General features: G+C 71.1%; 18 protein-coding genes. 7 read left to right on the forward strand and 11 right to left on the reverse strand.

What is annotated here, in order from left to right; translation table 11 throughout:
• Together AC156L_RS07460 and AC156L_RS07465 are read left to right on the forward strand one after the other, a co-directional pair.
• Positions 1 to 453 (forward strand): MaoC family dehydratase, encoded by a 453-nt coding sequence (locus AC156L_RS07460; RefSeq protein WP_330875480.1) that lies wholly within the window; start codon positions 1 to 3, stop codon positions 451 to 453.
• Positions 454 to 667: 214 nt separating this feature from the next.
• Positions 668 to 3,931 (forward strand): tetratricopeptide repeat protein, encoded by a 3,264-nt coding sequence (locus tag AC156L_RS07465; RefSeq protein WP_330875479.1) that lies wholly within the window; start codon positions 668 to 670, stop codon positions 3,929 to 3,931.
• Here AC156L_RS07465 and AC156L_RS07470 read toward each other — a convergent pair.
• The 4 genes from AC156L_RS07470 to AC156L_RS07485 all read right to left on the reverse strand — a co-directional run bounded on the left by AC156L_RS07470 (position 3,928) and on the right by AC156L_RS07485 (position 7,065).
• Complete coding sequence (locus AC156L_RS07470; RefSeq protein WP_330875478.1) at positions 3,928 to 4,494, reverse strand: TetR/AcrR family transcriptional regulator; 567 nt, start codon at positions 4,492 to 4,494, stop codon at positions 3,928 to 3,930. The genes AC156L_RS07465 and AC156L_RS07470 overlap by 4 nt on opposite strands.
• A gap of 13 nt (positions 4,495 to 4,507) precedes the next feature.
• A complete protein-coding gene (locus tag AC156L_RS07475; RefSeq protein WP_330875477.1) occupies positions 4,508 to 5,041 on the reverse strand; it encodes a 3'-5' exonuclease in 534 nt (177 codons plus the stop codon).
• 89 nt (positions 5,042 to 5,130) lie between these two features.
• Positions 5,131 to 5,892 (reverse strand): SDR family NAD(P)-dependent oxidoreductase, encoded by a 762-nt coding sequence (locus AC156L_RS07480; protein WP_330875476.1) that lies wholly within the window; start codon positions 5,890 to 5,892, stop codon positions 5,131 to 5,133.
• Between the two features lie 27 nt (positions 5,893 to 5,919).
• Positions 5,920 to 7,065 (reverse strand): acyl-CoA dehydrogenase family protein, encoded by a 1,146-nt coding sequence (locus AC156L_RS07485; RefSeq protein WP_330875496.1) that lies wholly within the window; start codon positions 7,063 to 7,065, stop codon positions 5,920 to 5,922.
• Positions 7,066 to 7,168: 103 nt separating this feature from the next.
• Between AC156L_RS07485 and AC156L_RS07490 the strand changes: the two genes are divergently transcribed.
• On the forward strand, positions 7,169 to 7,792 hold the full coding sequence (locus AC156L_RS07490) for a TetR/AcrR family transcriptional regulator (protein ID WP_330875475.1): 624 nt from the start codon (positions 7,169 to 7,171) through the stop codon (positions 7,790 to 7,792).
• Between the two features lie 311 nt (positions 7,793 to 8,103).
• Here AC156L_RS07490 and AC156L_RS07495 read toward each other — a convergent pair whose 3' ends face one another.
• Both AC156L_RS07495 and AC156L_RS07500 read right to left on the reverse strand, forming a co-directional pair.
• Positions 8,104 to 8,376 carry a GlsB/YeaQ/YmgE family stress response membrane protein gene (locus AC156L_RS07495; RefSeq protein WP_330875474.1) on the reverse strand — a complete coding sequence of 91 codons (273 nt, stop codon included), beginning with the start codon at positions 8,374 to 8,376 and terminating at the stop codon, positions 8,104 to 8,106.
• Between the two features lie 121 nt (positions 8,377 to 8,497).
• Positions 8,498 to 9,298 (reverse strand): sporulation protein, encoded by an 801-nt coding sequence (locus AC156L_RS07500; RefSeq protein ID WP_330875473.1) that lies wholly within the window; start codon positions 9,296 to 9,298, stop codon positions 8,498 to 8,500.
• A 157-nt stretch (positions 9,299 to 9,455) separates the two neighbouring features.
• Between AC156L_RS07500 and AC156L_RS07505 the strand changes: the two genes are divergently transcribed.
• Together AC156L_RS07505 and secA2 are read left to right on the forward strand one after the other, a co-directional pair.
• The gene (locus AC156L_RS07505) at positions 9,456 to 12,464 is read left to right on the forward strand and encodes a carboxyl transferase domain-containing protein (RefSeq protein WP_330875472.1); all 3,009 of its coding nucleotides are present in this window, start codon (positions 9,456 to 9,458) and stop codon (positions 12,462 to 12,464) included.
• Between the two features lie 186 nt (positions 12,465 to 12,650).
• On the forward strand, positions 12,651 to 14,972 hold the full coding sequence (gene secA2 / locus AC156L_RS07510; RefSeq protein WP_330875471.1) for an accessory Sec system translocase SecA2: 2,322 nt from the start codon (positions 12,651 to 12,653) through the stop codon (positions 14,970 to 14,972).
• A gap of 231 nt (positions 14,973 to 15,203) precedes the next feature.
• Here secA2 and AC156L_RS07515 read toward each other — a convergent pair whose 3' ends face one another.
• From AC156L_RS07515 to AC156L_RS07535, 5 genes are all read right to left on the reverse strand, one after another.
• Entirely contained in the window at positions 15,204 to 15,404 is a 201-nt protein-coding gene (locus AC156L_RS07515; RefSeq protein WP_330875470.1) for a hypothetical protein, read from the reverse strand.
• Positions 15,405 to 15,536: 132 nt separating this feature from the next.
• Positions 15,537 to 16,655, reverse strand: coding sequence for an aromatic ring-hydroxylating oxygenase subunit alpha (locus AC156L_RS07520; RefSeq protein ID WP_330875469.1), 1,119 nt, complete (start codon positions 16,653 to 16,655; stop codon positions 15,537 to 15,539).
• The gene (gene solA / locus AC156L_RS07525; RefSeq protein WP_330875468.1) at positions 16,652 to 17,815 is read right to left on the reverse strand and encodes an N-methyl-L-tryptophan oxidase; all 1,164 of its coding nucleotides are present in this window, start codon (positions 17,813 to 17,815) and stop codon (positions 16,652 to 16,654) included. The genes AC156L_RS07520 and solA overlap by 4 nt, the downstream gene beginning before the upstream one ends.
• A 4-nt stretch (positions 17,816 to 17,819) precedes the next feature.
• On the reverse strand, positions 17,820 to 20,213 hold the full coding sequence (locus AC156L_RS07530) for a GcvT family protein (protein WP_330875467.1): 2,394 nt from the start codon (positions 20,211 to 20,213) through the stop codon (positions 17,820 to 17,822).
• Positions 20,214 to 20,418: 205 nt separating this feature from the next.
• Positions 20,419 to 21,201 carry an IclR family transcriptional regulator gene (locus tag AC156L_RS07535; RefSeq protein ID WP_330875466.1) on the reverse strand — a complete coding sequence of 261 codons (783 nt, stop codon included), beginning with the start codon at positions 21,199 to 21,201 and terminating at the stop codon, positions 20,419 to 20,421.
• Between the two features lie 130 nt (positions 21,202 to 21,331).
• On the opposite strand from AC156L_RS07535, the gene AC156L_RS07540 reads away from it, so the two are divergent.
• A complete protein-coding gene (locus AC156L_RS07540) occupies positions 21,332 to 21,649 on the forward strand; it encodes a bifunctional 3-phenylpropionate/cinnamic acid dioxygenase ferredoxin subunit (RefSeq protein WP_330875465.1) in 318 nt (105 codons plus the stop codon).
• On the forward strand, positions 21,646 to 22,782 hold the full coding sequence (locus AC156L_RS07545; RefSeq protein ID WP_330875464.1) for an NAD(P)/FAD-dependent oxidoreductase: 1,137 nt from the start codon (positions 21,646 to 21,648) through the stop codon (positions 22,780 to 22,782). The genes AC156L_RS07540 and AC156L_RS07545 overlap by 4 nt, the downstream gene beginning before the upstream one ends.
• The last annotated feature ends 70 nt before the right edge of the window (positions 22,783 to 22,852 follow it).

The raw sequence follows: 22,852 nt of genomic DNA on the forward strand, positions 1-22,852 counted from the left end.
ATGCGCGTTTTCGCTTCCCTGGACGAGTACACCGCGGCGAAGGGCGAGCACCTCGGCCACGGCGAGTGGCACGAGATCACCCAGGACGAGATCAACCTGTTCGCCGACGCCACCGGCGACCACCAGTGGATCCACATCGACATCGAGAAGGCGAAGGCGGGCCCGTTCGGCGCGCCGGTCGCGCACGGCTACCTGACCCTGTCCCTGATCCCCATGCTGGTGAAGGACATCTACACCATCGAGGGCCTGAAGATGGGGGTGAACTACGGCCTGAACAAGGTCCGCTTCCCCAGTCCGGTCGTCGTGGGCTCACGGGTGAGGGCGGGGGCGGAGATCCTGGACGTGGTCGACCTCCCGCCGGGCAAGCAGGCCGTGGTGAAGGTGACGGTGGAGATCGACGGCAACCCGAAACCGGGCTGCGTGGCGGAAACCGTGGTGCTCTTCGTGGCCTGAACGCGTGCCCGCCCGGTGACGGGGGCGCGCCGAACCGCTCGACGAGCGCGCTCCCGTCACCCGCGATCCGGCCCGCACAAATCGGGAAACCCTTGCGCGGCAACAGAACCGCACTATTGCGGCACCTCGGCCCCGGATGAACGACACGCCCGTCCGGGAGAACTCGTCCGCGGTGTTCCCGGGCTAGCCTGTCCACTTCCTCGGAGGTGGCGGCATGTGGTGGCGGAACAACGCCCCTCAAGAAGCTGTCGGTGGCACCGTCCACAACAGCGCCAACGGCGACATGATCGGCCCGGTCGTGCAGACCGGTGCCATCCACGGCGACGTCCACGTGAACGCGGCCAAGCGGGGGTTCGCCCTGCGGTCGTTCCCCGGCCCCGAGCACTCCGCGCTGCCGGAACCCTCCCGGCGCCAACCGAGCCAGTTGCTGCTGGCGCGCAACGAGGTCGTCGACTTCATCGGCCGGGAACCCGATCTGCGGGAACTCGACCGGTGGCGGCGGAGCGCGCCCAGGATCGACGCCCTGCTGCTGCACGCGCCGGGCGGGTTCGGCAAGACCAGGCTCGCGGTGAAGTTCGCGGCCCGGTCGGTGGCCGCGGGGTGGACGGTCGTCTTCGCCCAGCACGGCAGCGATCCGGGGTTCGCGGCCTGCGACGGGCTCGGCCCGGCCGGAGCGGAGGGGCTGCTGGTCGTCGTGGACTACGCGGACCGGTGGCCGCGGAGCGACCTGCTGGCGCTCATCGAGGACGTCAGGCTGCGGCACAACGGGGCGAGGCGGATCCTGCTGCTGGCCAGGTCGCCCCGCCGGTGCTGGGACCTCCTCCAGTACCCGCTGCGCAAGCTGGGCATCAGCGCCGACGCCCGACGGCTCCCGGAACTCGCGAGGGACCTCGCGTCGAGGCGCGAGGTCTTCACCGCGGCGCGCAACCGGTTCGCCGAGGTGTTCGGCGTGGACGCCGCCGGCGTGCGCCCACTCGGTTCGCTCGACCACAGCGCCTACGGGTCGGTGCTCACCATCCACATGGCCGCGCTCGTCGCCGTGGACGCGTCCGCCCGGCGGACGTCGCCCCCGACCGAACCCGGAGCGCTGTCGGAGTACCTCCTGCACCGGGAGGTCGACCACTGGGCGGCGATGCGCGAGACCAGGGCGATCACGTCCCGGCACGAGGAACTCGCGCGCGCGGCGTTCATCGCCACCCTGGCCGGTCCCGTGTCCCACCGCGAGGGCGTCACGGTGCTGCGGGGCCTCGGGGTCGCGGCGTCGGACTGCGAGGCCGGGCGGATCCTGGCGGACCACAGCGCGTGCTACCCGCCCGCCGACGACCGGACGGTGCTCGAACCCGTTTACCCGGACAGGCTGGGCGAGGACTTCCTGGCCTACTGCCTGCCCACCGGGACGACGGGCAGGGACGACGCCACGCGGATGCTCGACCCGTGGACGGTGGACGTCGCCTCGCGGTTGATCGACGAGGGCGTACCGCACGGCCAGATGATCACGGTGCTGACCGAGTCCGGCAAGCGGTGGCCGCACGTGGGCGCGCACCTGCGGGACCTGCTGCTCGTGGATCCCGGCCGAGCGGTCACGGCGGGGGGCGCCGCGCTGATGGCGGTCGCGAACGCCGCCGACATCCCGGTGCTCGCCGCCATCGAACCCTTCCTGCCCGACCACCACGCCGACCTCGACCCGGCCGCGGCGGCCCTCGTGCGGAGGCTGACCGACCACCGGCTCGCGCGCACCAGCTCACCCGAGGTGCGCGCCCGGCTCCTGACGGGCCTCGGCTGGAGGCTCGGCAACGCGGGCGCGTTCGACCAGGCGCTGCGCACGACGGAGCCCGCGGTGCGGATCTACCGCGGCCTCGCGGCCGACCACCCCAGTGCCCACGAGCCGGGGCTCGCCCTCTCCCTGCACCACCTCGGCACCCACCTCGCGGGGATCGGCCGCAAGGAGGAGGCGCTGGAGGCGTCGCAGGAGGCCGTGGCGATCCGCAGGCGGCTCGTCGAGGTCGACCGGTGCCCGCACGAGGCCGATCTCGCGTCGTCGCTCAACAACCTGGCCGCGGACCTGGCCGAGGTCAACCTGCGGGAGCTGGCGCTGGCCACGGTCGAGGAGGCCGTGGACATCCACCGGCGGCTCGCGGCCAACGACCCGACCGCGCACGAACCCACCCTCGCGGCGACGCTGAACAACCTCGGCATGCACCTGGCGGGCGTGCAGCGGACCGCGAAGGCGCTCGGCGTCGCGGAGGAGGCGGTCCGGCTGTACCGGAACCTCGCCGCCCGCGACCCCCACGTGTTCTCCCCCGACCTCGCGAGCGCACTGCACAACCTCGGCACGCACCGGGCGGAACTCGGCCACCTCACCGCGGCCTTCGACGCGACGGAGGAGGCGGTGCTGATCCGCACGCGGTTGGCCGTCAGCCGCCGGGTCGTGTTCGAGGCGGGGCTGGCCGCTTCCCTGCACAACCTCGCGACGACGTGCGCCGAGCTGGGGTTCGGGGACCTCGCGCTGGCGCACGTCCAGAACGCCGTCGACCACTACGAGCGGCTGCACTTCGCCGCACCGGAGATCTACGCGCCGGAACTGGCGGTCTGCCTGCACAACCAGGGCGCCCACCTGGCCCGCGCGGGCAAGCTCGCCGACGCCGCGGCGGCCTCCCGGAGAGCGGTGGAGATCCGGGCGGACGTCGCCGGGACCGCCCTGTCCCGCTACGAGGAACTGCTGGCGAAGGCGATGCGGCGCCTCGGGGTCCGATTACCGGGGCCCGCGCCGTTGGACGAGGAGCCTTCCCCGGCCGTGAACAGCCTCCAGGAGTCCGTGAACGCCATCGTCAGGTCGATGGACCCCGGCAACGTGCAGTCGACGAGGAACCTGGAGACCAGGCTGGCCCGAGCGGCCAGGTTGACCGCGGTCGTCGCGAGCGCCAGTCCGGCGGTGGCGGGCCACCTCGCCCTGGGCCAGCGCGAACTCGCGCGGGTGGAGTGCCAGCTCGCCAGGACGCTCAGCAGCCTCAGCTCGCGGCTGGTCGACGTCGGCAAGGGCAGCGAGGCGCTGAAGACCTCGGAGCAGGCGGTGTCCACCTGCCGCCGCCTCGTGGCCGTCGACCCGGTCCTCTACCGCCCGGACCTCATCTCGTGCCTGGCCAACCACGGTCTGCGGCTCGCGGAGTCCGGCCACCGGGACCACGCGCTGAAGGCCACCGAGTACGCCGTCCGGCTCCTGGGCTGGCCGTCCGGCATCGACCCCGAATCGGCGACGGCCATGACCGCCTGCGCGTTGCGGGCCTACGCCTGGGTGCGGCTGAAGGCCTCGCTGGAACTGGAGTCCGCCTCGGACGCGATGGAGCAGGCGCACGCGATCTACCTCAGGTTGGCGCGGGACGAACCGTCCGCGTTCCGCGACGCGGCCCTGGCGACCAAGCGGACGCACGACGGCGTGCTGGCGCTGCTCGGCGACCCCGACGAACTCCCGCCCGACTAGGGGCGCAGCGAACCGACCAGCAGGTCCGCGTAGTGCCGCCCGACGTCCTGCGCCGACAGCGCTCCCTCCGGGCTGTACCAGGTGGCCAGGTGGTGCACGGCGCCGAAGTAGTAGTGCACCGTCACGTCCGCGGGGACGTCGGCGCGGAACACCCCGGCGGCCTGCCCCTCCTCCACCAGCGCCCGGAACCGCTCGTGGTACCGCCGCCGGTCCAGCCGCATCGCCAACCGCTTGTCCTCGGCCAGGTGGTCGGCGGACCGGAAGTACACCTTCGCCTGGTCGAAGTTGTCGATGCTGGTCACGATCACGTCGGCGGCCGCGGCGTGCAGCCGCTCCACCACGGACCCGTCGCCCGCCGCGATCTTCTCCAACCGCTCCGTCTGCATCCGCAGCACGCTGCCGTAGATCTCGTGCAGCAGGTCGTCCTTGGACCCGAAGTAGTGGTACATCGCCCCTTTGGTGACCCCGGCACGGTCCACGACCTCCTGTACGGCCACCCGGTCGAAACCCTTGGCGGCGAACAGTTCGGTCGCGGCGCTGATCAGACGCTCGGGGACGGTCACCGCCGAAGCCTACCTACCTCCTGGTGGCCCGCAGAATTCCCCCGAACAGGGCGGCGATGTTCCAGGCGTCGTCATCACCCCGGTGGTGGGTGCCCTCCAGCGGAAGACCCGCCACCGCCAACGCCTCGGCGAGACCGACCTCCCGCGGCAGCACCCGGCTCAACGCGAACAGCGTCTTCACGTTCACGTGCCGGGGCCCGAACGGGTAGTTCCCCTGCCGCTCGAACTGCTTCCGGTCGTAGTCGCCGTAACTGGCCCACACCCTGTCGCGGGACCGGAACTGCCCGCGCAGCACCGCGCACGCCTCGGCGTAGGTGACCCCCGTCGACACCTGCTCGGTGGTGAGGGTCGTCAGCGACGTGCAGAACGCGCTGACCGTCGACCGTTCGGGCCGCACCAGGATGCTGTGCTTGCCCAGCCGCTCACCGGACTCGACGTCCAGCTCGCACACGCCGATCTCGATGATCTCCGACGTCTCGCCGGCGGGCGGGTCGCCGTCCCAGCAGGTGGCCTCGACGTCGACGACCAGCACCCGGTCCAGTTTCACCGGCCCATCGTGGCACGGGTCCTCATCGGACCGGAACGACGAACCCCGCGCACGGCGGACGACCGTGCGCGGGGTCCGGGGGAAGGGGATCAGCCGCCGATCGAGATCCCGCCGTCGACCACCAGGGTGGTGCCGGTGACGTACCCACCGGCCGCGGAAGCCAGGAAGACCACCGCCGCCGCCAACTCCTCGGGGTCACCCATCCGCGACATCGGCGTCCGCGCCAGGTTCCCCTCCAAGTACCCGTCCGGGTAGGTGTCGGTCATCTCGCTGGCGAAGTAGCCGGGCGCGATGGCGTTGACCCGGATCCCCTTGCGGGAACTCCACTGCGCCGCCAGGTCCCTGGTCAACCCCATGAGCCCGGCCTTGGACGCCGAGTACGCCGCCTGCGGCAGCCCACCGGACATCAACCCCAGCACGCTGGAGATGTTGATGATCGAACCGCCCTGCTTCATCGCCGCGGCGGCGGCCTGCGCCATCCAGAACGCCCCGTTGAGGTTCACGTCGATGACCCCGCGGAACTGCTCCGGCGTCTCCCGCGACGCGGGCACGGCCGTGCCCACACCCGCGTTGTTCACCAGCACCGACACCGGCCCGAACCCCGCCGCCTCCTGCGCGATCCGACGGCAGTCCTCGGGCAGCGACACGTCGGCCTGCACGATGAGCGCCCGGCGACCCGCGGACTCGACCAGCCGCGCGGTGTCCTTCAGCTTCTCCGCGCGCCGAGCCGCGAGCACCACGTCCGCGCCCGCTTCCGCGAGCGCCTTGGCGAACGCCACGCCGAGCCCGGAGGAGGCGCCCGTGACGATGGCGACCTGGCCGTCGAGCCGGAACTTGTCGAGGATTCCCATGTCAGCAGAGCCTTTCCGGGTAGGTGGTCACAGGCCCAGGTCGCGGCCGATGAGTTCCTTCATGATCTCGTTCGACCCGGCCCAGATCTTCGTGACCCGAGCGTCCATCCACGCGCGGGCGACGCGGTACTCGGTCATGTACCCGTAGCCGCCGTGCAGCTGCACGCACGCGTCGAGCACCTCGTTCTGCACGTCCGCGCTCCAGTACTTCGCCTTCGCCGCGTCCACGGCCGTCAGCTCGCCGCGGGTGTGCGCCAGCGTGCACTGGTCCAGGAACGCCTGCGTGACGTCGACCTTCGTGGCCAGCTCGGCGAGCAGGAACTTGTTGTGCTGGAACGAGCCGATCGACTGCCCGAACGCCTTGCGCTCCTTCACGTACTCGACCGTCTCGATCAGGATCTGCGCGGCGTGCGCGAGGTTCGAGATGGCGCCACCGATCCGCTCCTGCGGCAGGCGCTCCATCATGTAGATGAACCCGCGGTCGACCTCGCCGATGACCTGCTCGGCGGACAGCCGCACGTCGCTGAAGAACAGCTCCGCCGTGTCCGACTCGGGCTGCCCGACCTTGTCCAGCTTCCGCCCGCGCTCGAACCCCTTCATCCCGGTCTCGACGGCGAACAGCGTGATGCCCTTCGCCCCCTTGTCGGGCGAGGTGCGCGCGGCCACGATGATCATGTCGGCCGAGTACCCGTTGGTGATGAACGTCTTGGACCCGTTGAGGATCCAGTCCGACCCGTCGCGCACGGCGACGCTGCGCAACGCGGCCAGGTCGGACCCGCCCGACGGCTCGGTCATGCCGATGCCCGTGGTCATCTCACCGGAGCAGAACCGCGGCAACCACCGCTGCTTCTGCTCCTCCGTGCAGAGGTCGACCAGGTAGGGCGCGACCACGTCGCCGTGGATCCCGATGCACGACGCGACACCCGCGCTGAGCTTGCACAGCTCCTCGCCGAACACCGCGTTGAACCGGTAGTCACCGGCCGCGCTGCCGCCGTACTCCTCCGGCACCTCAAGCCCGAGCAGCCCCTGGCGCCCGGCTTCCAGCCACGCCTCGCGGTCGATGAACCGCTGCTCCACGTACTTCTCGTAGTTCGGCCGCAACGTGCGGTCGACGAACTCCCGTGCCGATTCCCGGAACGCGTGGTGGTCAGCGTCGAACAGCGTCCGCTGCACTGGAAGCCTCCTCAAACGGGCATACTAAGCGGTTGCTTAGGTTCTAAGCGCGCGCTTAGATTGCAGTACGATCCACACCCCTGTCAACACGTCCGGAGGACACATGACCAGCCTGGGTGAAGGCGAGTTCGCCCTGCTCGACCAGTCCTGGCACGACGCCATCACCCCGGACGCAGCAAGACGCATGCTCATCGCCGCCGCCCAGGCCTTCGCGGACAAGGGCTACCACGCCACCACCACCAGGGACATCGCCGCCAGAGCGGGCATGAGCCCGGCAGCGGTCTACATCCACTACCGCTCGAAGGAAGACCTGCTGTTCCAGATCAGCAAGGTCGGCCACGAACGATCGCTCAAAGTCCTGACAGCGGTACAAGACCCAAATCCCAAAGACCGCATGGCAAGAACAGTGGCGGCCTTCGCCCGCTGGCACGCGGAATTCCGCACCACGGCAAGAGTGGTCCAGTACGAACTGGGATCACTCTCACCAGAACACCACGCGGTAGTAGTGGAACTCAGGCGCAAAATAGAAACCCACATGCGCCACATAGTAGAAGAAGGCGTAAGAACAGAAGTCTTCGAAGCCCCGGACCACAAGGGCGCAGCCCTGGCCGTACTCTCACTCTGCATAGACGTGGCCAGGTGGTACCGCCCAGACGGCAAGAGAACCCCAGAAGAAATCGGCAACCTCTACGCAGACCTAGTACTAAGAATGCTGACAAAACCATAGCAACACAACAACAAACGCAAGCCACCACCTTCCCTGGACCAGTGGCCGATTTTACCCGGGGAATTTGCCCCTTGCAATGGCAGATCGGGCAGGTTGACACCACCTGCCCCTTGGCCCGATCAAAGGGGCAAATCGAGGGGTCCCCGAGTCACATCGGCCACCCCGGCCGGAACCGACAGCCACCCGATCCGACGCGACCGACAGCCACGCAATCCCCAGGGGCCGGCAACCTCCCCGATCCACAGGCCCCCCGAACAGCAGAAACGCCCACCGCCCCACAGAGGACCGGCAGGCGTTCCGCCACACCACGACTAGTGGACGCTGCGCTTCCCGTACAGACCGGCGGCCAGCGTAACCCCGACCGCCGCGATGGCGATCTGCACGATCAACTCGATCCAGTCGATCCCCGGCGTGTCCACCACACCGAAGATCCGCGCCACGAACGTGCCGAGGAACGCCGCCACCACGCCGACCACGAGGGTCAGCCAGAGCGGGATGCCCTGCTTGCCCGGCGCCACCAGCTTGCCGAGCAGGCCGATGATCAATCCGATGACCAGAGCGCCGATGAAACTGCCGATGCTCACGATGCCTCCTGCGGGTTGGACAACCCTCGATGAAGCACCCGGCCCGAGTCCGGGGTCTTCGCGATCAGCATCCCACCGAACGCGGGTCTCGCAGGGTGAACATCAGGTTCGTTCGCCCACCTCAGTGACCGAAGCCCCCGAACGAACCACGGCGACCGGCGATCTGGTCCATCCAGTTGTGGATGATGCCCGCCCAGTCGGCGCCCACGGCCTCCTGGTGGCTGAGGTGGAAGTGGCCGAAGCTGTCGCCGCCCGAGCGGAACACGCCACCGCGGCGGTCGGCTTCGAGGATCACCCACAGGCTGTGGGGGTCGGCCACGAACGTCAGCTCGACCTGGCTGATCTTGGCCAGGAACTGCTGCGGCGGCACGAACTCGATCTCCTGGTAGAACTGGAGCTGCTGCGGCACGCCGTGCAGGCGCCCCGCCTCGTTGTCCGCGCGGGTGAAGCGGAAGCCGAGCTGCACGAAGGCGTTGAGCACGCGCTCCTGCGACTGGAGCGGGTGGACCGCGACCGGGTCGAGGTCGCCGGGGTCGACGGCGCCGCGGACGGCGAGTTCCGTGCGCAGGCCGAGGGTCATGCCGTGGAGCTGCTGGCCGCCCACGACGTTGATCGGCGACTCCAGCGGCACCTGGTACTGGAACGGGATGACCATGTTCTGGCCGGGTGCGACGGTGATGCGCTGGGCGACGAACACCTTGCCGTAGTCGACGTTGCGGACCGTCTCGCTGTCGCTGCCCTCGAACTCGACCCTGGTGACCAGGGAGAGCGCCACGTGGTCGATGTCGGCGGGGTGGTCGCCCCCGGCGATGCGCACCTCCCCCGTCAGCAGTTCGCCGGGACGCGTGTTGGGGTTGGTGAGCACGGTGTCGACCGTGGGACCGCCCACTCCGAACGCGCGCAACATCCTCTTGAACACCACGGGGGACCTCCTGGGGCGGCTGGCGGCTTCACAGTTGCGGTGAAGTGTGTCCCATGGACGCCCGGCGAGGGCGTCCGGTTCCACCTGGACGGGGACGTGTCGCGCTGCCACGATGAGAGCCCGACAACATACTAAGCGGTCGCTCAGGAGGTCCCCCGTGTCAGGACTGCTCGTCGCCAACCGGGGTGAGATCGCGGTCCGCGTCCTCCGCACCGCCGCTGACCTGGGGCGTCGCACCGTGGCGGTGCACTCCGCCGACGACGCGGACGCGCTGCACGTCCGGCTCGCCGACACGGCGGTCGCGCTGGACGGCGTCGGACCGGCGCCCTACCTCGACGTCGACCGGCTCGTGCGCGCGGCGCTGGAGCACGGCTGCGACACCGTCCACCCCGGCTACGGCTTCCTGTCGGAGAACGCCGGGTTCGCGCGGGCGTGCGCCGACGCCGGCCTGGTGTTCGTCGGGCCGAGCCCGGACGTCCTCGCGCTGCTGGGCGACAAGAGCCGGGCCCGCGCGCTGGCCGTCGACCTCGGCGTCCCGGTGCTCGCGGGCACGGGTCCGGTCGACGTCGAGGCCGCGCGCGAGTTCTTCGCCGAGCACGGCCCGGTGATGGTCAAGGCCGTCGCGGGCGGCGGCGGGAAGGGGATGCGGCAGGTCCACGACCTCGCGGACCTGCCCGCCGCGCTCGACCGCTGCCGCGCCGAGGCGCTGGCCGCGTTCGGCGACGGAGCCGTCTACCTCGAACGCCTCCTGCCGCGGGCCCGGCACGTCGAGGTGCAGCTCGTCGGCACGACCGTGCTCGGCGACCGCGACTGCAGCCTCCAGCGGGACCACCAGAAGGTCGTCGAGATCGCGCCCGCACCGCGCCTGGACCCGGCCCTGCGCAAGGCGCTGCACGACGCCGCGACCCGGATCGCGGAGGCCGTGGCGCACCGGGGGGTCGGCACGGTCGAGTTCCTGGTGGCGCCCGACGGCGGTTTCGTGTTCCTGGAGGCGAATCCGCGGCTCCAGGTCGAGCACACCGTGACCGAGGAGGTCACCGGCGTCGACCTCGTGCGCGCCCAGCTCCTGATCGCCGCGGGCGACGAGCCGGACCTCGCGCACCGGGAACGCGGCTGCGCCGTCCAGCTCCGGATCACGCTGGCCTCCGCGGGCACGGTCACCGCGTTCCAGCCCGCGACCGGGCCCGGCGTCCGCGTGGACACCCACGCCCACCCCGGCCACCGGGCGAGCGACCGGTTCGACGCCCTGCTCGCCAAGCTGGTCGTGCACGCCGACGACCTGGACACCGCGCTGCGCAAGGCCCGCCGCGCGCTGGCCGAGTTCCGGGTGGACGGTGTGCCGACGAACCTCGCGTTCCTGCGCGACCTGCTGGAGCGCGACCTGTCCGACGCGCACACCGGTTTCCTCGACGACCTCCCCGCGCCCGCGGCCCAGGACGGCCCCCGCTCCCCCGTGGCGGGCACGGTGGTCGCGGTCGAGCCCGGCACCGTCGTCGTGGAGGCGATGAAGATGCAGCACGTCATCCCCACCGGTTCCGGCCGCGTGCTGGTGGCGGTCGGCGACGCGGTCGCCGAGGGCGCGCCGGTGGCCGAGTCCGGCGACCTCGCCGAGGCCGAGGAAGCCGCGGCGGTCGACCTGGGCGCCATCCGCCCGGACCTCGCGGAAGTACTGGCACGACACGACTTCCGCCGTCCCGACGCCGAAGCGCGACGGCACCGGAGCGGCCACCGCACGGCCAGGGAGAACGTCGCGGACCTCTGCGACGACGGCAGCTTCGTGGAGTACGGCGGCCTGGCCATCGCCGCGCAGCGGCAGCGCCGGTCGCTGGACGACCTGGTCGACCGCACCCCGGCGGACGGCCTGGTGGCCGGGATCGGCACCGTCGGCGGCAGCCGGTCCGTCGTCCTGGCCTACGACTACACGGTCATGGCGGGCACGCAGGGCGTCCGCAACCACGCCAAGCTCGACCGGATGCTGGCGCTCGCCGACCAGCGCCGCCTGCCCGTCGTCCTGTTCGCCGAGGGCGGCGGCGGACGGCCGGGCGACACCGACCACGGTCTGGTCAGCGGTCTGGACACCGGCTCGTTCCACGCGATGGCGAAGCTCAGCGGCGCCGTGCCGCTGGTGGGCGTCGTCTCGGGCCGCTGCTTCGCGGGCAACGCCGTGCTGCTGGGCACGTGCGACGTGATCATCGCGACCGCCGACGCGACCATCGGCATGGGTGGTCCGGCCATGGTCGAGGGCGGCGGCCTCGGCGTGTTCCGCCCCGAGGAGATCGGCCCGGTGGACGTCCAGGTCCCCAACGGGGTCGTCGACGTCGCCGTGGCCGACGAGGCGGAAGCCGTGGCGGTGGCGAAGAGGTACCTCTCGTACTTCACCGGGCCGGTGGCGGACTGGACGGCCCCGGACCAGCGCGCGCTGCGGCACGCCGTCCCGGAGAACCGGCTGCGCGCCTACGACGTGCGCGCGGTCGTCGACACCCTCGCCGACACCGGCTCGGTGCTGGAGCTGCGCCGGGCGTTCGGCCGGGGGATCGTCACCGCGCTGGTCCGGGTCGAGGGCAGGCCGATCGGGCTGATCGCCAACGACCCCGCCCACCTCGGCGGCGCGATCGACTCCGACACGGCCGACAAGGCGGCCCGGTTCCTCCAGCTGTGCGACGCGTTCGACCTGCCGGTCCTGTCGCTGTGCGACACGCCGGGCTTCATGGTCGGCCCGGACGCGGAGCGCACGGCGACCGTGCGGCACCTGAGCCGGATGCTGGTCGTGGCGGCGAACCTCGACGTGCCCTTCGGGCTGGTGGTGCTGCGCAAGGCCTACGGGCTGGGCGCGCAGGCCATGGCGGGCGGCAGCCTCGCGGTGCCGGGGTTCACCGTGTCGTGGCCGAGCGGCGAGTTCGGCCCGATGGGCCTGGAGGGCGCCGTGCGGCTGGGCTTCCGCCGGGAACTGGAGGCCATCGCCGACCCGGTGGAGCGGCAGGCCGCGTTCGACGGGATGGTCGCCGCCTCCTACGAGCACGGCAAGGCCCTCAACCTGGCCGCCGCGTTCGAGGTCGACGACGTCATCGACCCGGCGGACACCCGCCGCTGGATCGCCACGGGCTTCGCGGGCTGGGACGGACGGCGCGCGGCGGGCAAGAAGCGCCCGTACGTCGACACCTGGTAGCGGCCGGAACCGGGCGTCCCCCGGTGGTGAGGACCTCCCGACGCCGCGGCCGGGGTCGGGCAGTTCCCGTCGGCCGCGGCCCGAACGGGTGACGGCTGCGCCGAACAGCCCAGCGACCTGCGTCAACCGTGGAGGACGCACCCACCACACCGGGAACGCAACCGCCGTGCCGTACGTTTCGGCACCGTGACCACACTCATGGCACGGCTGAAGCAGCGGATGCGTCGGTTCGCACAACGCCCCGGCTCGGCCGACCTCACGCCCTACCGGACCCTGCTGACCGCCGTGAACACCCACGAGGAGCGCGTCGGCGCGCTCTCCGACGAGGAGCTCACCGCAGCGGCCCAGGAGCTGCGCGAACGCGAGGAGTTCGGCAAGGACGAACTGGTGGAGGTGTGCGCGCTGGCCAGGGAGGCCGCCGACCGCGCACTCGGCCTGCGCCCGTTCGACGTGCAGATCCTCGGCGCCCTCGGGCTCCTGGAGGGTCACGTCGTCGAGATGGCCACCGGTGAGGGCAAGACGCTGTCGGGCGCCATCGCGGCGGCCGGGTTCGCCCTTCGCGGCGACCAGGTGCACGTGGCGTCGGTCAACGACTACCTCGCCCAGCGCGACGCCGAGTGGATGGGTCCGCTCTACCGGCTGCTCGGCGTGTCCGTCGGCTGGCTGAGCCAGAGCTCGAAGCCGGAGGAGCGCCGGGCCGCGTACGAGGCCGAGGTCACCTACGCCGCGGTCAGCGAGATCGGCTTCGACGTGCTGCGCGACCGGCTCGCCGTCGACGAGGCCGACCGGATCGTGCCGCAGCCGAGGGTCGTGCTGGTCGACGAGGCCGACTCCGTGCTCGTGGACGAGGCCCGCGTGCCGCTGGTGCTGGCCGGGTCGACCGCGAACGAGGCCGCCGACCCCGTCATCGCCGACCTGGTCCGCAGGCTCCGCAAGGACCTGCACTTCGAGGTCGACGACGAGGAGCGCAACGTCTACCTGACCGGTGCGGGCTCCGAGGCGGTCGAGCGGACGCTCGGCGGCATCGACCTGTACTCCGACGAGCACGTCCAGACGACGCTGAGCAAGGTCAACGTGGCCCTGCACGCGCACGTCCTGCTGCACCGCGACATCGACTACATCGTGCGCGACGGCAAGGTCCACCTGATCAACGACACCCGCGGTCGCATCGCGCGGCTCCAGCGCTGGCCGGACGGCCTCCAGGCCGCCGTCGAGGCCAAGGAGTCCGTCGCGGCGACCGACTCGGGCGAGGTGCTGGACTCGATCACCGTCCAGGCGCTGCTGAACCGCTACCCGACGGTGTGCGGCATGACCGGCACGGCCGTGGCCGTCGCCGAGCAGCTCCGCACGTTCTACGACCTCGAGGTCCTGGTCATCCCGTCGAACCAGGAGTGCGTCCGCGAGGACGAGGCCCCCCGCCTCTACACGACGCTGGAGCTGAAGGAAGCGGCGCTGGTCAAGGAGATCGCGTCGGTCCACGAGACCGGCCGCCCGATCCTGGTCGGCACGCTCGACGTGGCCGAGTCCGAGCGCCTGTCGACCAAGCTGCGCGCGGCGGGCCTGGAGCCGGTGGTGCTGAACGCGAAGAACGACGCCGAGGAGGCGACGATCATCGCGGACGCGGGCTCGTTCGACCGCATCACGGTGTCCACCCAGATGGCCGGCCGGGGCACGGACATCCGGTTGGGCGGCCACGACGGCGAGGACCACGAGCGCATCGTGGGCCTCGGCGGGCTGTACGTGGTGGGTTCCGGCCGCCACACCTCCAGCAGGCTGGACGACCAGCTGCGCGGTCGCGCGGGCCGCCAGGGCGACCCCGGCGGCTCGGTCTTCTTCAGCTCGTTGCAGGACGAGCTGATCACCCAGTTCACCCCGGACCACGACGAACCGTCCGAGGTCGACGACGACGGCCGGATCACCGACTCGGGGACGCTGCACACGGTCGAGCACGCCCAGCGCGTGGCCGAGGGCGTGCACCTGGAGATCCACCGCAACACCTGGCGCTACAACAAGCTCGTGGAGCACCAGCGCGAACTCCTGATGGCCCACCGGAACAAGGTCCTCACGACCGACGCGGCCTGGGAGGAACTCGCGAAGCGCGCACCGGAGCGCGCGGCGGAGCTGAAGGACACCGTCGAGGAGGACGTCCTCGTCTCGGCGGCGAGGCTCATCACGCTGTACCACCTGGACCAGCGCTGGAGCGAGCACCTGACGTTCCTGACCGACCTGCGCGAAGGCATCCACCTCCGAGCACTGGCCCGCCAGAACCCGCTGGACGAGTTCCACCGCGAGGCCATCCCGACGTTCAACCGCATCGTCCCGGACTCCTGGGAAGCGGCCGCGGAAACGTTCACGGAAGCCAAGATCGGCCCAGAAGGAGCCGAACTAGCCGCAGCGGGGGTCAAGCGCCCGAACACGACCTGGACCTACCTGGTCCACGACAACCCGTTCTCCTCAGGCCTGGAAGAAACCTTCAAGGGCCTGGTCAAGATGGTCAAACGCCGCTGAGAAGCCCGACGAGAAGCCTGCCTCCCACCACCGGGGACGGCAGGCTTCTCGTTTCCACGACACCGGCAGGCACCGCCCTGACACCGTCCACACCACGCTGGGACCGGCACCCGAACGACACCGACCCCGAGCGGCACCCGAACACGACCCCCACAACCCCCCTCACCCGAACGCCACCCCACGTCACCCGTTCCGATCCCCCGGCGGTATCACCGCCGGGGCGACCGGATCTCAGGGGAACCGAACCACCGACGAGCCGATCCGCTTCTCCCCGGCAGGCTCGGCCTGCACGGGCATCATCGACCTCGACGTCACCGACAGGTGGGACTCGGTGAGCGCGCGGATCTCCGCCAGCAGGTCCAGGTGTTCCTGGGAGGGTGGGGGCCCGACGAAGTTCGAGTGGTCGTGGGCTGTTCGCTCAGCACGTCGCACGAGGTGCTGAATCCGTCGAATGAGTACCAGGTCTTCGTCCGAGACCTGCGAGCGCCGTTGCTCCATCACCAGAGCAGCGTTCACCCCCACCAGGGGGACGGTCCATCCCCTAGCCGAGCGAACCTCGGACCGTCACCCGAGTACCCGTTCGACCCAATCGTGAAACTGCCCGATGTGGTGTTCCGAGGGCACAAGTACACCGCCGTTGGCATAGGCGCGTGACGACATGGCGGGCTGGCATCGCTCACAGGCGTCGAAGTCCTGTTCGTTCACCCGGTGGAACAACTCGACCGAGCGGGAGACGTCGCGGCCTTCCGCCACCACCTGTGTGGCATACAGCCAATCGCACTCCACGATCGTGAGATCCGGCGCCATCGGGTACATCCGGTGGATGATCACGTGATCGGGCACGAGGTTGATGAAGACCTGCGGGCGGATGGTGATGGCGTAGTAGCGCCGGTCCTGGTCGTCGCTGACGCCCGCCAGCTTGTCGAACCCCTCACTGCCGTCCACGGTGAAGCCGCTGATCTCCGACCCGAACTCGGCGCCATGTCCCACGTAGTACTGAGCGGCGTACCCATCCGCGAATTCGGGCAGCACCTCGGTCAGTTCGGGATGGATCGTGGCGCAGTGGTAGCACTCCATGAAGTTCTCGATGATGAGCTTCCAATTCGCCTTCACCTCGTATCTGATGCGGCGGCCGACCTCTAGTTCGTCGATCTCGTAGCCGTCGATGGCGCTGAGCTCGCCAAGGCGCTCGGTGACGGCGTGCTGCACGGTGTCGGCGAAGGAGGGCGGGTCCTCCGCGAGGGTGATCCAGGCGTAGCCGAGCCATTCTCGCAGGTGCACCGCGGTGAGACCGTACTCGACGCGGTCGACGTCCGGCATGGACGTGAGGTTGGGCGCGGCGATCAGCTTGCCGTCCAGCCCGTAGGTCCAGGCGTGGTACGAGCACTGGAAGGCGCGCTTCACGGAGCCGGACTCGGTGGTGCACAGCCGGGCGCCGCGGTGGCGGCAGACGTTGAGGAACGCCTTGAGCGAGCCGTCGCGCGCGCGGGACACGATGACGCTCTCGCGGCCGACCACGACCGTGCGGAAGTCGCCGGGGTTCGGCACGTCCGAGCCGCGGACGGCGCAGAACCACATCCGCTCGAAGATGCGGGCCTGCTCGGCGGCGAAGACGGCCGGGTCGGTGTAGTAGTGGCCGGCCAGGGTGGAGATCAGGCTGCTCGGCTGCTCGGTCGCGGTCATCTCGTGGCCACCTTCTCGGCCGGGCCGGTCAGCCGGGCGGGGTCGAACAGGGCGATGGGGTGGTCGGTCGTGCCGTCCACGACGAGGTCGGCGACGATCTCGCCGACGACGGGCACGAACTTGAAGCCGTGGCCCGAGAAGCCGCACGCGACGACGACCGCCTCGTGGGCCGGGTGGCGGGCGATGACGAAGTGCTCGTCGGCGGTGTTGGTGTACATGCAGGTCGCGGCGCGCAGGAAGGTGCCGGGCAGGGTGGGCATCGCCCGGCCCACGAAGTCGGCCATCGCGGCGACCTCGTGGTCGTGCACGACGCGGTCGACGGTGTCCGGGCCGCACGGGTCGCCGCCGCGGAAGAACGCGACCTTCACGCCGCCGTCGACCCCGTTGTGCGCGGGGAAGCCGTAGAACTGGCGGCCCCCGTGGTTCTCCCAGATGTAGACGGGGTGCCGGTCGGGCAGGAACGGCTCGGCACCGCCCGCCGGTTCGAACCAGTACTGGACCTGGCGCTCGATCACGAACGGGACGCCGAGGTCGGCGAGCAGGACGGGTGCCCACGCGCCGGGGCAGATCACCAGCTGCCCGGCGCGGTGGGTGCCCTTCGACGTCACCACCTCGACCCCGCCGTCAGCGGTCCAGGACAGCACCTCCTCCTCGAAGCGCAGGTCGGCACCCGCCCTGGTCGCGAGGTCGAGGTGCGCGCCGACGCTGGTCTCCGGGACCACGAGCCCGGCGCCCGCCTCGTAGAGGGCGACGTCCTCGTCGGTGGGTCGCATGGTCGGGAAGCGGCGGCGGATCTCGGCCGCGTCGAGCAGCTCGTGCGGCAGGTCCCACTCGCGCGCGGACCGCAGGCTGCCGGAGACCGTGCGCGACTCCGGCCGTCCGACCATGATCCCGCCGACCCGGTGGAAGACCTCCCGCCCGGAGTCGGCCTCGACCTGGTCCCACATCTCGTGCGCGCGCAGCAGCAGCGGCACGTACGCGGGGTCCTCGAAGTAGGCCTGGCGGGTGATGCGCGACCCGCCGTGGCTGGAGCCCCGCGTGTGCACGGGCGCGAACCTCTCCAGGCCGAGCACGCGCAGGCCGCGTTCGGCGAGGCGGTACGCCGCGGCGCTGCCCATCCCGCCGAGGCCGATCACGATGACGTCATGGGTGTCCGGCACGGCGTCAGCTCCTCAACCGGGTCATCTTCGGGTCGAACAGGGGTTCCTCGGCGACGACGGCGGGCACGCGCTCGCCGAAGTACTCGACCTCCACCGCCCGGCCGGGCTCCGCGTGCTCGGCGGGCAGCCACGCGTAGGCGATGTTCACGCCGGTCGTGTAGCCGTAGGCTGCGCTGGTCACGTACCCGGCGGGAGCGCCGTCGACGTGCACCGGCTCGTTGCCGAGCACCACGGCGTGCGGGTCGGCGATGGTCAGGCAGGTCAGCTTGCGGGTCTGGGTCCTGGCGGCGAGGGCGTCGCGGCCGACGAAGTAGCCCTTGTCCATCCGCACCGCGAACCCGACGCCCGCCTCGTAGGGGTCGTGCTCTGTGGTCATGTCCGTGCCCCAGGCCCGGTAGCCCTTCTCCAGCCGCAGGCTGGCGAACGCGCCGCGCCCCGCCGCGATCACGCCGTGGGCCCGCCCCGCCTCCCACAGCGTGTCCCACAGCTCCCGGCCCAGGTCGGCCGTCGTGTACAGCTCCCAGCCCAGCTCGCCCACGTAGGACAGCCGCAGCGCGGTCACCGGCACGTTGCCGACGAACGCCCGCTGCGCCTTGAAGTAGCCGAGCCGGGTGTCCAGTGTGGAGACCGGCTCGACCAGGTCGCGGGCCAGCGGGCCCCAGAGGCCGACGCAGCAGGTGCCCGCGGTGGTGTCGCGGACCTGGACGCTGCCGCTGCCCGGCAGGTGCCGGGTCAGCCAGTCCAGGTCGAGGTTGCCGTTCGCGCCGACCTGGAACCGGTTCTCCCCCAACCGCGCCACGGTGAGGTCGCTGCGGACACCGCCGTCCTCGCCGAGCAGCAGCGTGTAGGTGACCGCACCGGGTTTGCGGGCGAGGTTGTTGGTGGTCATGGTCTGGAGGAAGTCGAGCGCACCCGGTCCCGTGACCTCCAGGCGCTTCAACGGGGTCATGTCGAACATCGCCACGCGGCTGCGGGTGACCAGCGCCTCGGCGCCCGCGATCGGCGACCAGAAGCGGGACGCCCACTCGTTGCGCGCGGGGACGTCCGCGACCTCGGGCAGGTCTGCGTTGGCCTCGTACCAGTGCGCCCGCTCCCAGCCCGCGCCCTCGAGGAACACCGCGCCGAGCGCCTGCTGCCGTTCGTGGAACGGGGTGGTGCGCAGCGGACGCGGGTCCTCCAGGGGCTGCAACGGGTGCAGGACGTCGTAGACCTCCACGAAGTTCTGGCAGCTGCGCTTGCGCACGTAGTCGGGCGCGAGCTGCACGTCCTCGAACCGGTTGAGGTCGGCGGAGTGCAGGTCCTGCTTCGGCTGGCCGTCGACCAGCCACTCCGCGACGGCCCGCGCGACGCCCGCGGAGTGCGTGATCCACACGGCTTCGGCGACCCAGAACCCGTCCAGGTCGGGGTGTTCGCCGAGCAGCGGCATCCCGTCGGTGGTGAACGAGAACAGGCCGTTGATGCCGTCGTCCACCTTGGACTCCGCCAGCACGGGCAGCAGGTCGACCGCGGCGGCCCACGAGTCCTCGAAGTCCTCCGGCGTGAACAGCCGCTCGGACGCCATCGACCTGGTGAACCGCGGGTCGCCGATCTCGCGCGGGTCGATCGGCATCGGCCGGTGCCCGTAGGCGCCGATGCCGAGCCGGTCGCCGTGGCCGCGGAAGTACAGGTCGGCGTCCTGGTGGCGCAGGATCGGGCCGCCGACCTCGCCGGTCGGCAGCGCCGTGGTCCTCGCGTACTGGTGCGCCATCGGCACGAGCGGGACGACCAGGTCGACCATGTCCCCGAGCAGCGGCCCCCACATCCCGGCGCACGACACCACGACGTCGGCCTTGACCGTGCCGGTCTCGGTGGTCACGCCGGTGACCCGCCCCGCGGCGCGCTCGACGGCGGTGACCCTCTGGTGCGGCACGAACCGCGCTCCGCGCGCGATGGCCCGTTCCGCCTGGGCCCGGGCCGCCGCAACGGGTTTCGCGAGCCCGTCGGTGGGGATGTGGAACCCGCCGAGCACCTTGGTCGCGTCGAGCAGCGGGTGCAGCGCGACGCACTCCTCCGGCGAGACCAGCGACGTCCGAACGCCCCACGAGGTGGCCCAGCCGTGCCGCCGCTTCAGCTCGGTCAGCCGCTCCGGCGTGGTCGCGACCTCCAGACCGCCCACGGCGTCGAAGCAGCCGAGTTCGCCGTACTTGCGCGCGGTGTAGCTCGCGAACTCGGTCATGGTCTTGTTGCCCGTGGTCTGGAAGACCAGCCCCGGCGCGTGCGAGCTGGACCCGCCCGTGGCGAACAGCGGCCCCTGCTCCAGGACCGTGACGTCGGTCCAGCCCCGCTCGGTCAGCTCGTCGGCCAGCGCGCACCCCACGATGCCCGCGCCGACGATGACCACCCGTGGACGACCCGCCATCTGTGCCCTCCCACCGGAGTTGCGTAAGGCGCTGGGTGTTCCGCCTTCTGCAACAAGCTGCGCCCAGCGCTCCCCGATGTCAATCCCTCCATCCGAGTAGTTCCAGGCCCGGACCGTGGCGTTCGGCCGCTACTCGCAAGTAATGGGACAAAACGACAAGAACCCCGTCTCACCACGTGAAACGGGGTTCAAGATCGTCGCGGGACTAGTCGGCGAAGTACCCGAGCTGCGCGGACAGCTCCGAGGCGCAGTCCGCCATGGGGGCCACGATCTGCCTCACCCGCTGCCGCGACAGCCGGTAGGACGGGCCGGAGGCGCTCATCGCGGCGATCACCTCGCCACGCTGCCCCCTGATCGGCACGGCCACCGCGTGCAGGCCGAGTTCCAGCTCCTCGTAGCAGGCCGCGAAGCCGTCGACCGCGATCCGGTCCAGCTCCCCGGCCAGCTCCTCCGGCTCCACGACCGTGCGCGGCGTGTACCGGTCCAGCGGCAGGCCGAGGAGGCGGTTGCGCTCCTCGGGCGGCATGAACGCGAGCAGCACCTTGCCGCTGGACGTGGCGTGCAGCGGCGTGCGCTGGCCGATCCAGTTCTGCGCGCTGATCGCGGCCGACCCCCGCGCCTGGGTGATGTTGATGGCGACGCCCTGGTCCGCCACGGCGATGTTCACCGTCTCGCCGAACTCGTCCGCGAGCGTTTGGCACGTCGGCTGCCCCAACTTGGTGAGGTCCATGCGTCCGGTCGCCGCGCCCGCGAGCCGGACGATCCCGAAGCCGATCGCGTACTTGCCCCGTTCGCCGAGCTGCTCGACGAGACCGCGGGACTCCAGCACGCTCACGAGTCTGGACGCCGTGGACTTGTGCACACCCAGCTCACCAGCGATTTCGGTGATGCCCGCTTCGCCGTGCGCCAGCATCTCCAGCACGCTGATGGCACGGTCCACGGACTGGACCTGAGCCACCGTTCCCCGATCTGCGTCCGAGTTGCTCATGGCGCAACAGTAACCACTGGGTAAACCGGGCCTGGGCCAACCAGGCGAACCTCTTGACGGCGGACCCCGCCAGCCTCACATTTGTTGCGTTATCCAGGTCGTGTTCTGCATCGCGCAACGGAGGCGCCCCATGATCCGCGTCTGCACCGTCATCGACCTCCCTCCCGGCGAGGCGGTCCGCGTCGTGGCGCACGTGCCCATCGCGGTGTTCAACGCCGAGGGCGAGCTGTACGCCGTCGACGACACCTGCACCCACCAGGACGCCTCCCTCGCGGACGGCTGGCTGGAGGACTGCCGGGTGGAGTGCCCGCTGCACGCCTCCTCGTTCGACCTGCGCACCGGTCTGCCCAGCGGGCCGCCCGCGAAGAGGCCGGTCCGCACCTACCCGGTCGTCGTGCTCGACGGCGTCGTGTACGTCAACACCGAGGCCCAGCAGGACGTGGCGTGAGGACCATCGCGGTCATCGGTGCCTCGCTCGCCGGACTCCGGTCCGCGGAAGCGTTGCGCGCACAGGGTTTCGACGGCCGACTGGTCGTCATCGGCGACGAGCCGCACGAGCCGTACGACCGGCCTCCGCTGTCGAAGGACTTCCTGCTCGGCACGGCTGACCGCGCGTCGCTGGCGCTCGCCGCCCCCGACGCGCTGGCCGCCCTCGACGCCGACTGGCGGCTGGGCGTGCGCGCGGACCGGCTCGACGCCGCCACCCGCGAGGTCCACCTGTCCGACGGCTCGACCCTCACCGCCGACGGCGTGGTGGTCGCGACCGGCGGCGAGCCCAGGACGCTGCCCGGCACCCTCGCGCTGCGGACGCTCGACGACGCCGAGCGGCTGCGGGCCGCGCTGACCGGCGGCGCGCGCCGGCTCGTGGTGATCGGCGCGGGCTTCATCGGCGCCGAGGTGGCGTCCACGGCCCGCAGGCTCGGCCTCGACGTGACCGTGGTGGAGGTGCTGCCGATCCCGCTGGGGCGGGTGCTCGGGCCGGAGATCGGCGCGGTGTGCGGCGAACTGCACCTCGACCACGGCGTGCGGCTGCGCTGCGGCGTCGGCGTGGACCACGTGTCCCCGTCCGGTGTCGTGCTGACCGACGGGGAGGTGCTGCCCGCCGACCTGGTCGTCGCGGGCGTCGGCGCGCACCCCGCGACCGGGTGGCTCGCGGGCTCGGGCGTGGCGATCGGCAACGGCGTCCTGTGCGACCAGGGCGGTGTCACGAGCGTGCCCGGCGTGGTCGCGGTCGGCGACGTGGCCCGGTGGAGCGGCCAGCGGCACGAGCACTGGACCAGCGCCGCCGAGCAGGCGTCGGTGGCCGTGCGGAACCTGCTCGCGGGCACGACCGTGGAACTGCACGACCGGCCGGGCTACTTCTGGTCCGACCAGTACGGCGTGCGCATCCAGTTCATCGGCGAGACGCACCTCTACGACGAGGTCCGCTACGTCGACGGCACTCCGGCTGACCGCAAGTTCGCCGCCGTGTACGTGCGCGACGACGTGGTCGTCGGGGTGGTGGCGATGAACGACGCCCGGCACTTCACGCGGCTGCGCAGGCGGCTCGGGACGGCCCCACTGTCCACACCGGCCCCCTGAGGCCGGCTTGACAGGACCCTCCGCCTGCGGGAACGGTGAAACGATCAGTCCATCTCCCGAGGAGGCGACG

It is taken from the genome of Umezawaea sp., from assembly GCF_057122925.1.

Coding starts and splice junctions, on each gene's coding strand:
- AC156L_RS07460 (WP_330875480.1), top strand. CDS start 1: ATGCGCGTTTTCGCTTCCCTGGACGAGTACACCGCGGCGAAGGGCGAG.
- AC156L_RS07465 (WP_330875479.1), top strand. CDS start 668: ATGTGGTGGCGGAACAACGCCCCTCAAGAAGCTGTCGGTGGCACCGTC.
- AC156L_RS07480 (WP_330875476.1), bottom strand. CDS start 5,892: ATGGGAATCCTCGACAAGTTCCGGCTCGACGGCCAGGTCGCCATCGTC.
- AC156L_RS07490 (WP_330875475.1), top strand. CDS start 7,169: ATGACCAGCCTGGGTGAAGGCGAGTTCGCCCTGCTCGACCAGTCCTGG.
- AC156L_RS07520 (WP_330875469.1), bottom strand. CDS start 16,655: ATGACCGCGACCGAGCAGCCGAGCAGCCTGATCTCCACCCTGGCCGGC.
- AC156L_RS07530 (WP_330875467.1), bottom strand. CDS start 20,213: ATGGCGGGTCGTCCACGGGTGGTCATCGTCGGCGCGGGCATCGTGGGG.
- AC156L_RS07535 (WP_330875466.1), bottom strand. CDS start 21,201: ATGAGCAACTCGGACGCAGATCGGGGAACGGTGGCTCAGGTCCAGTCC.
- AC156L_RS07540 (WP_330875465.1), top strand. CDS start 21,332: ATGATCCGCGTCTGCACCGTCATCGACCTCCCTCCCGGCGAGGCGGTC.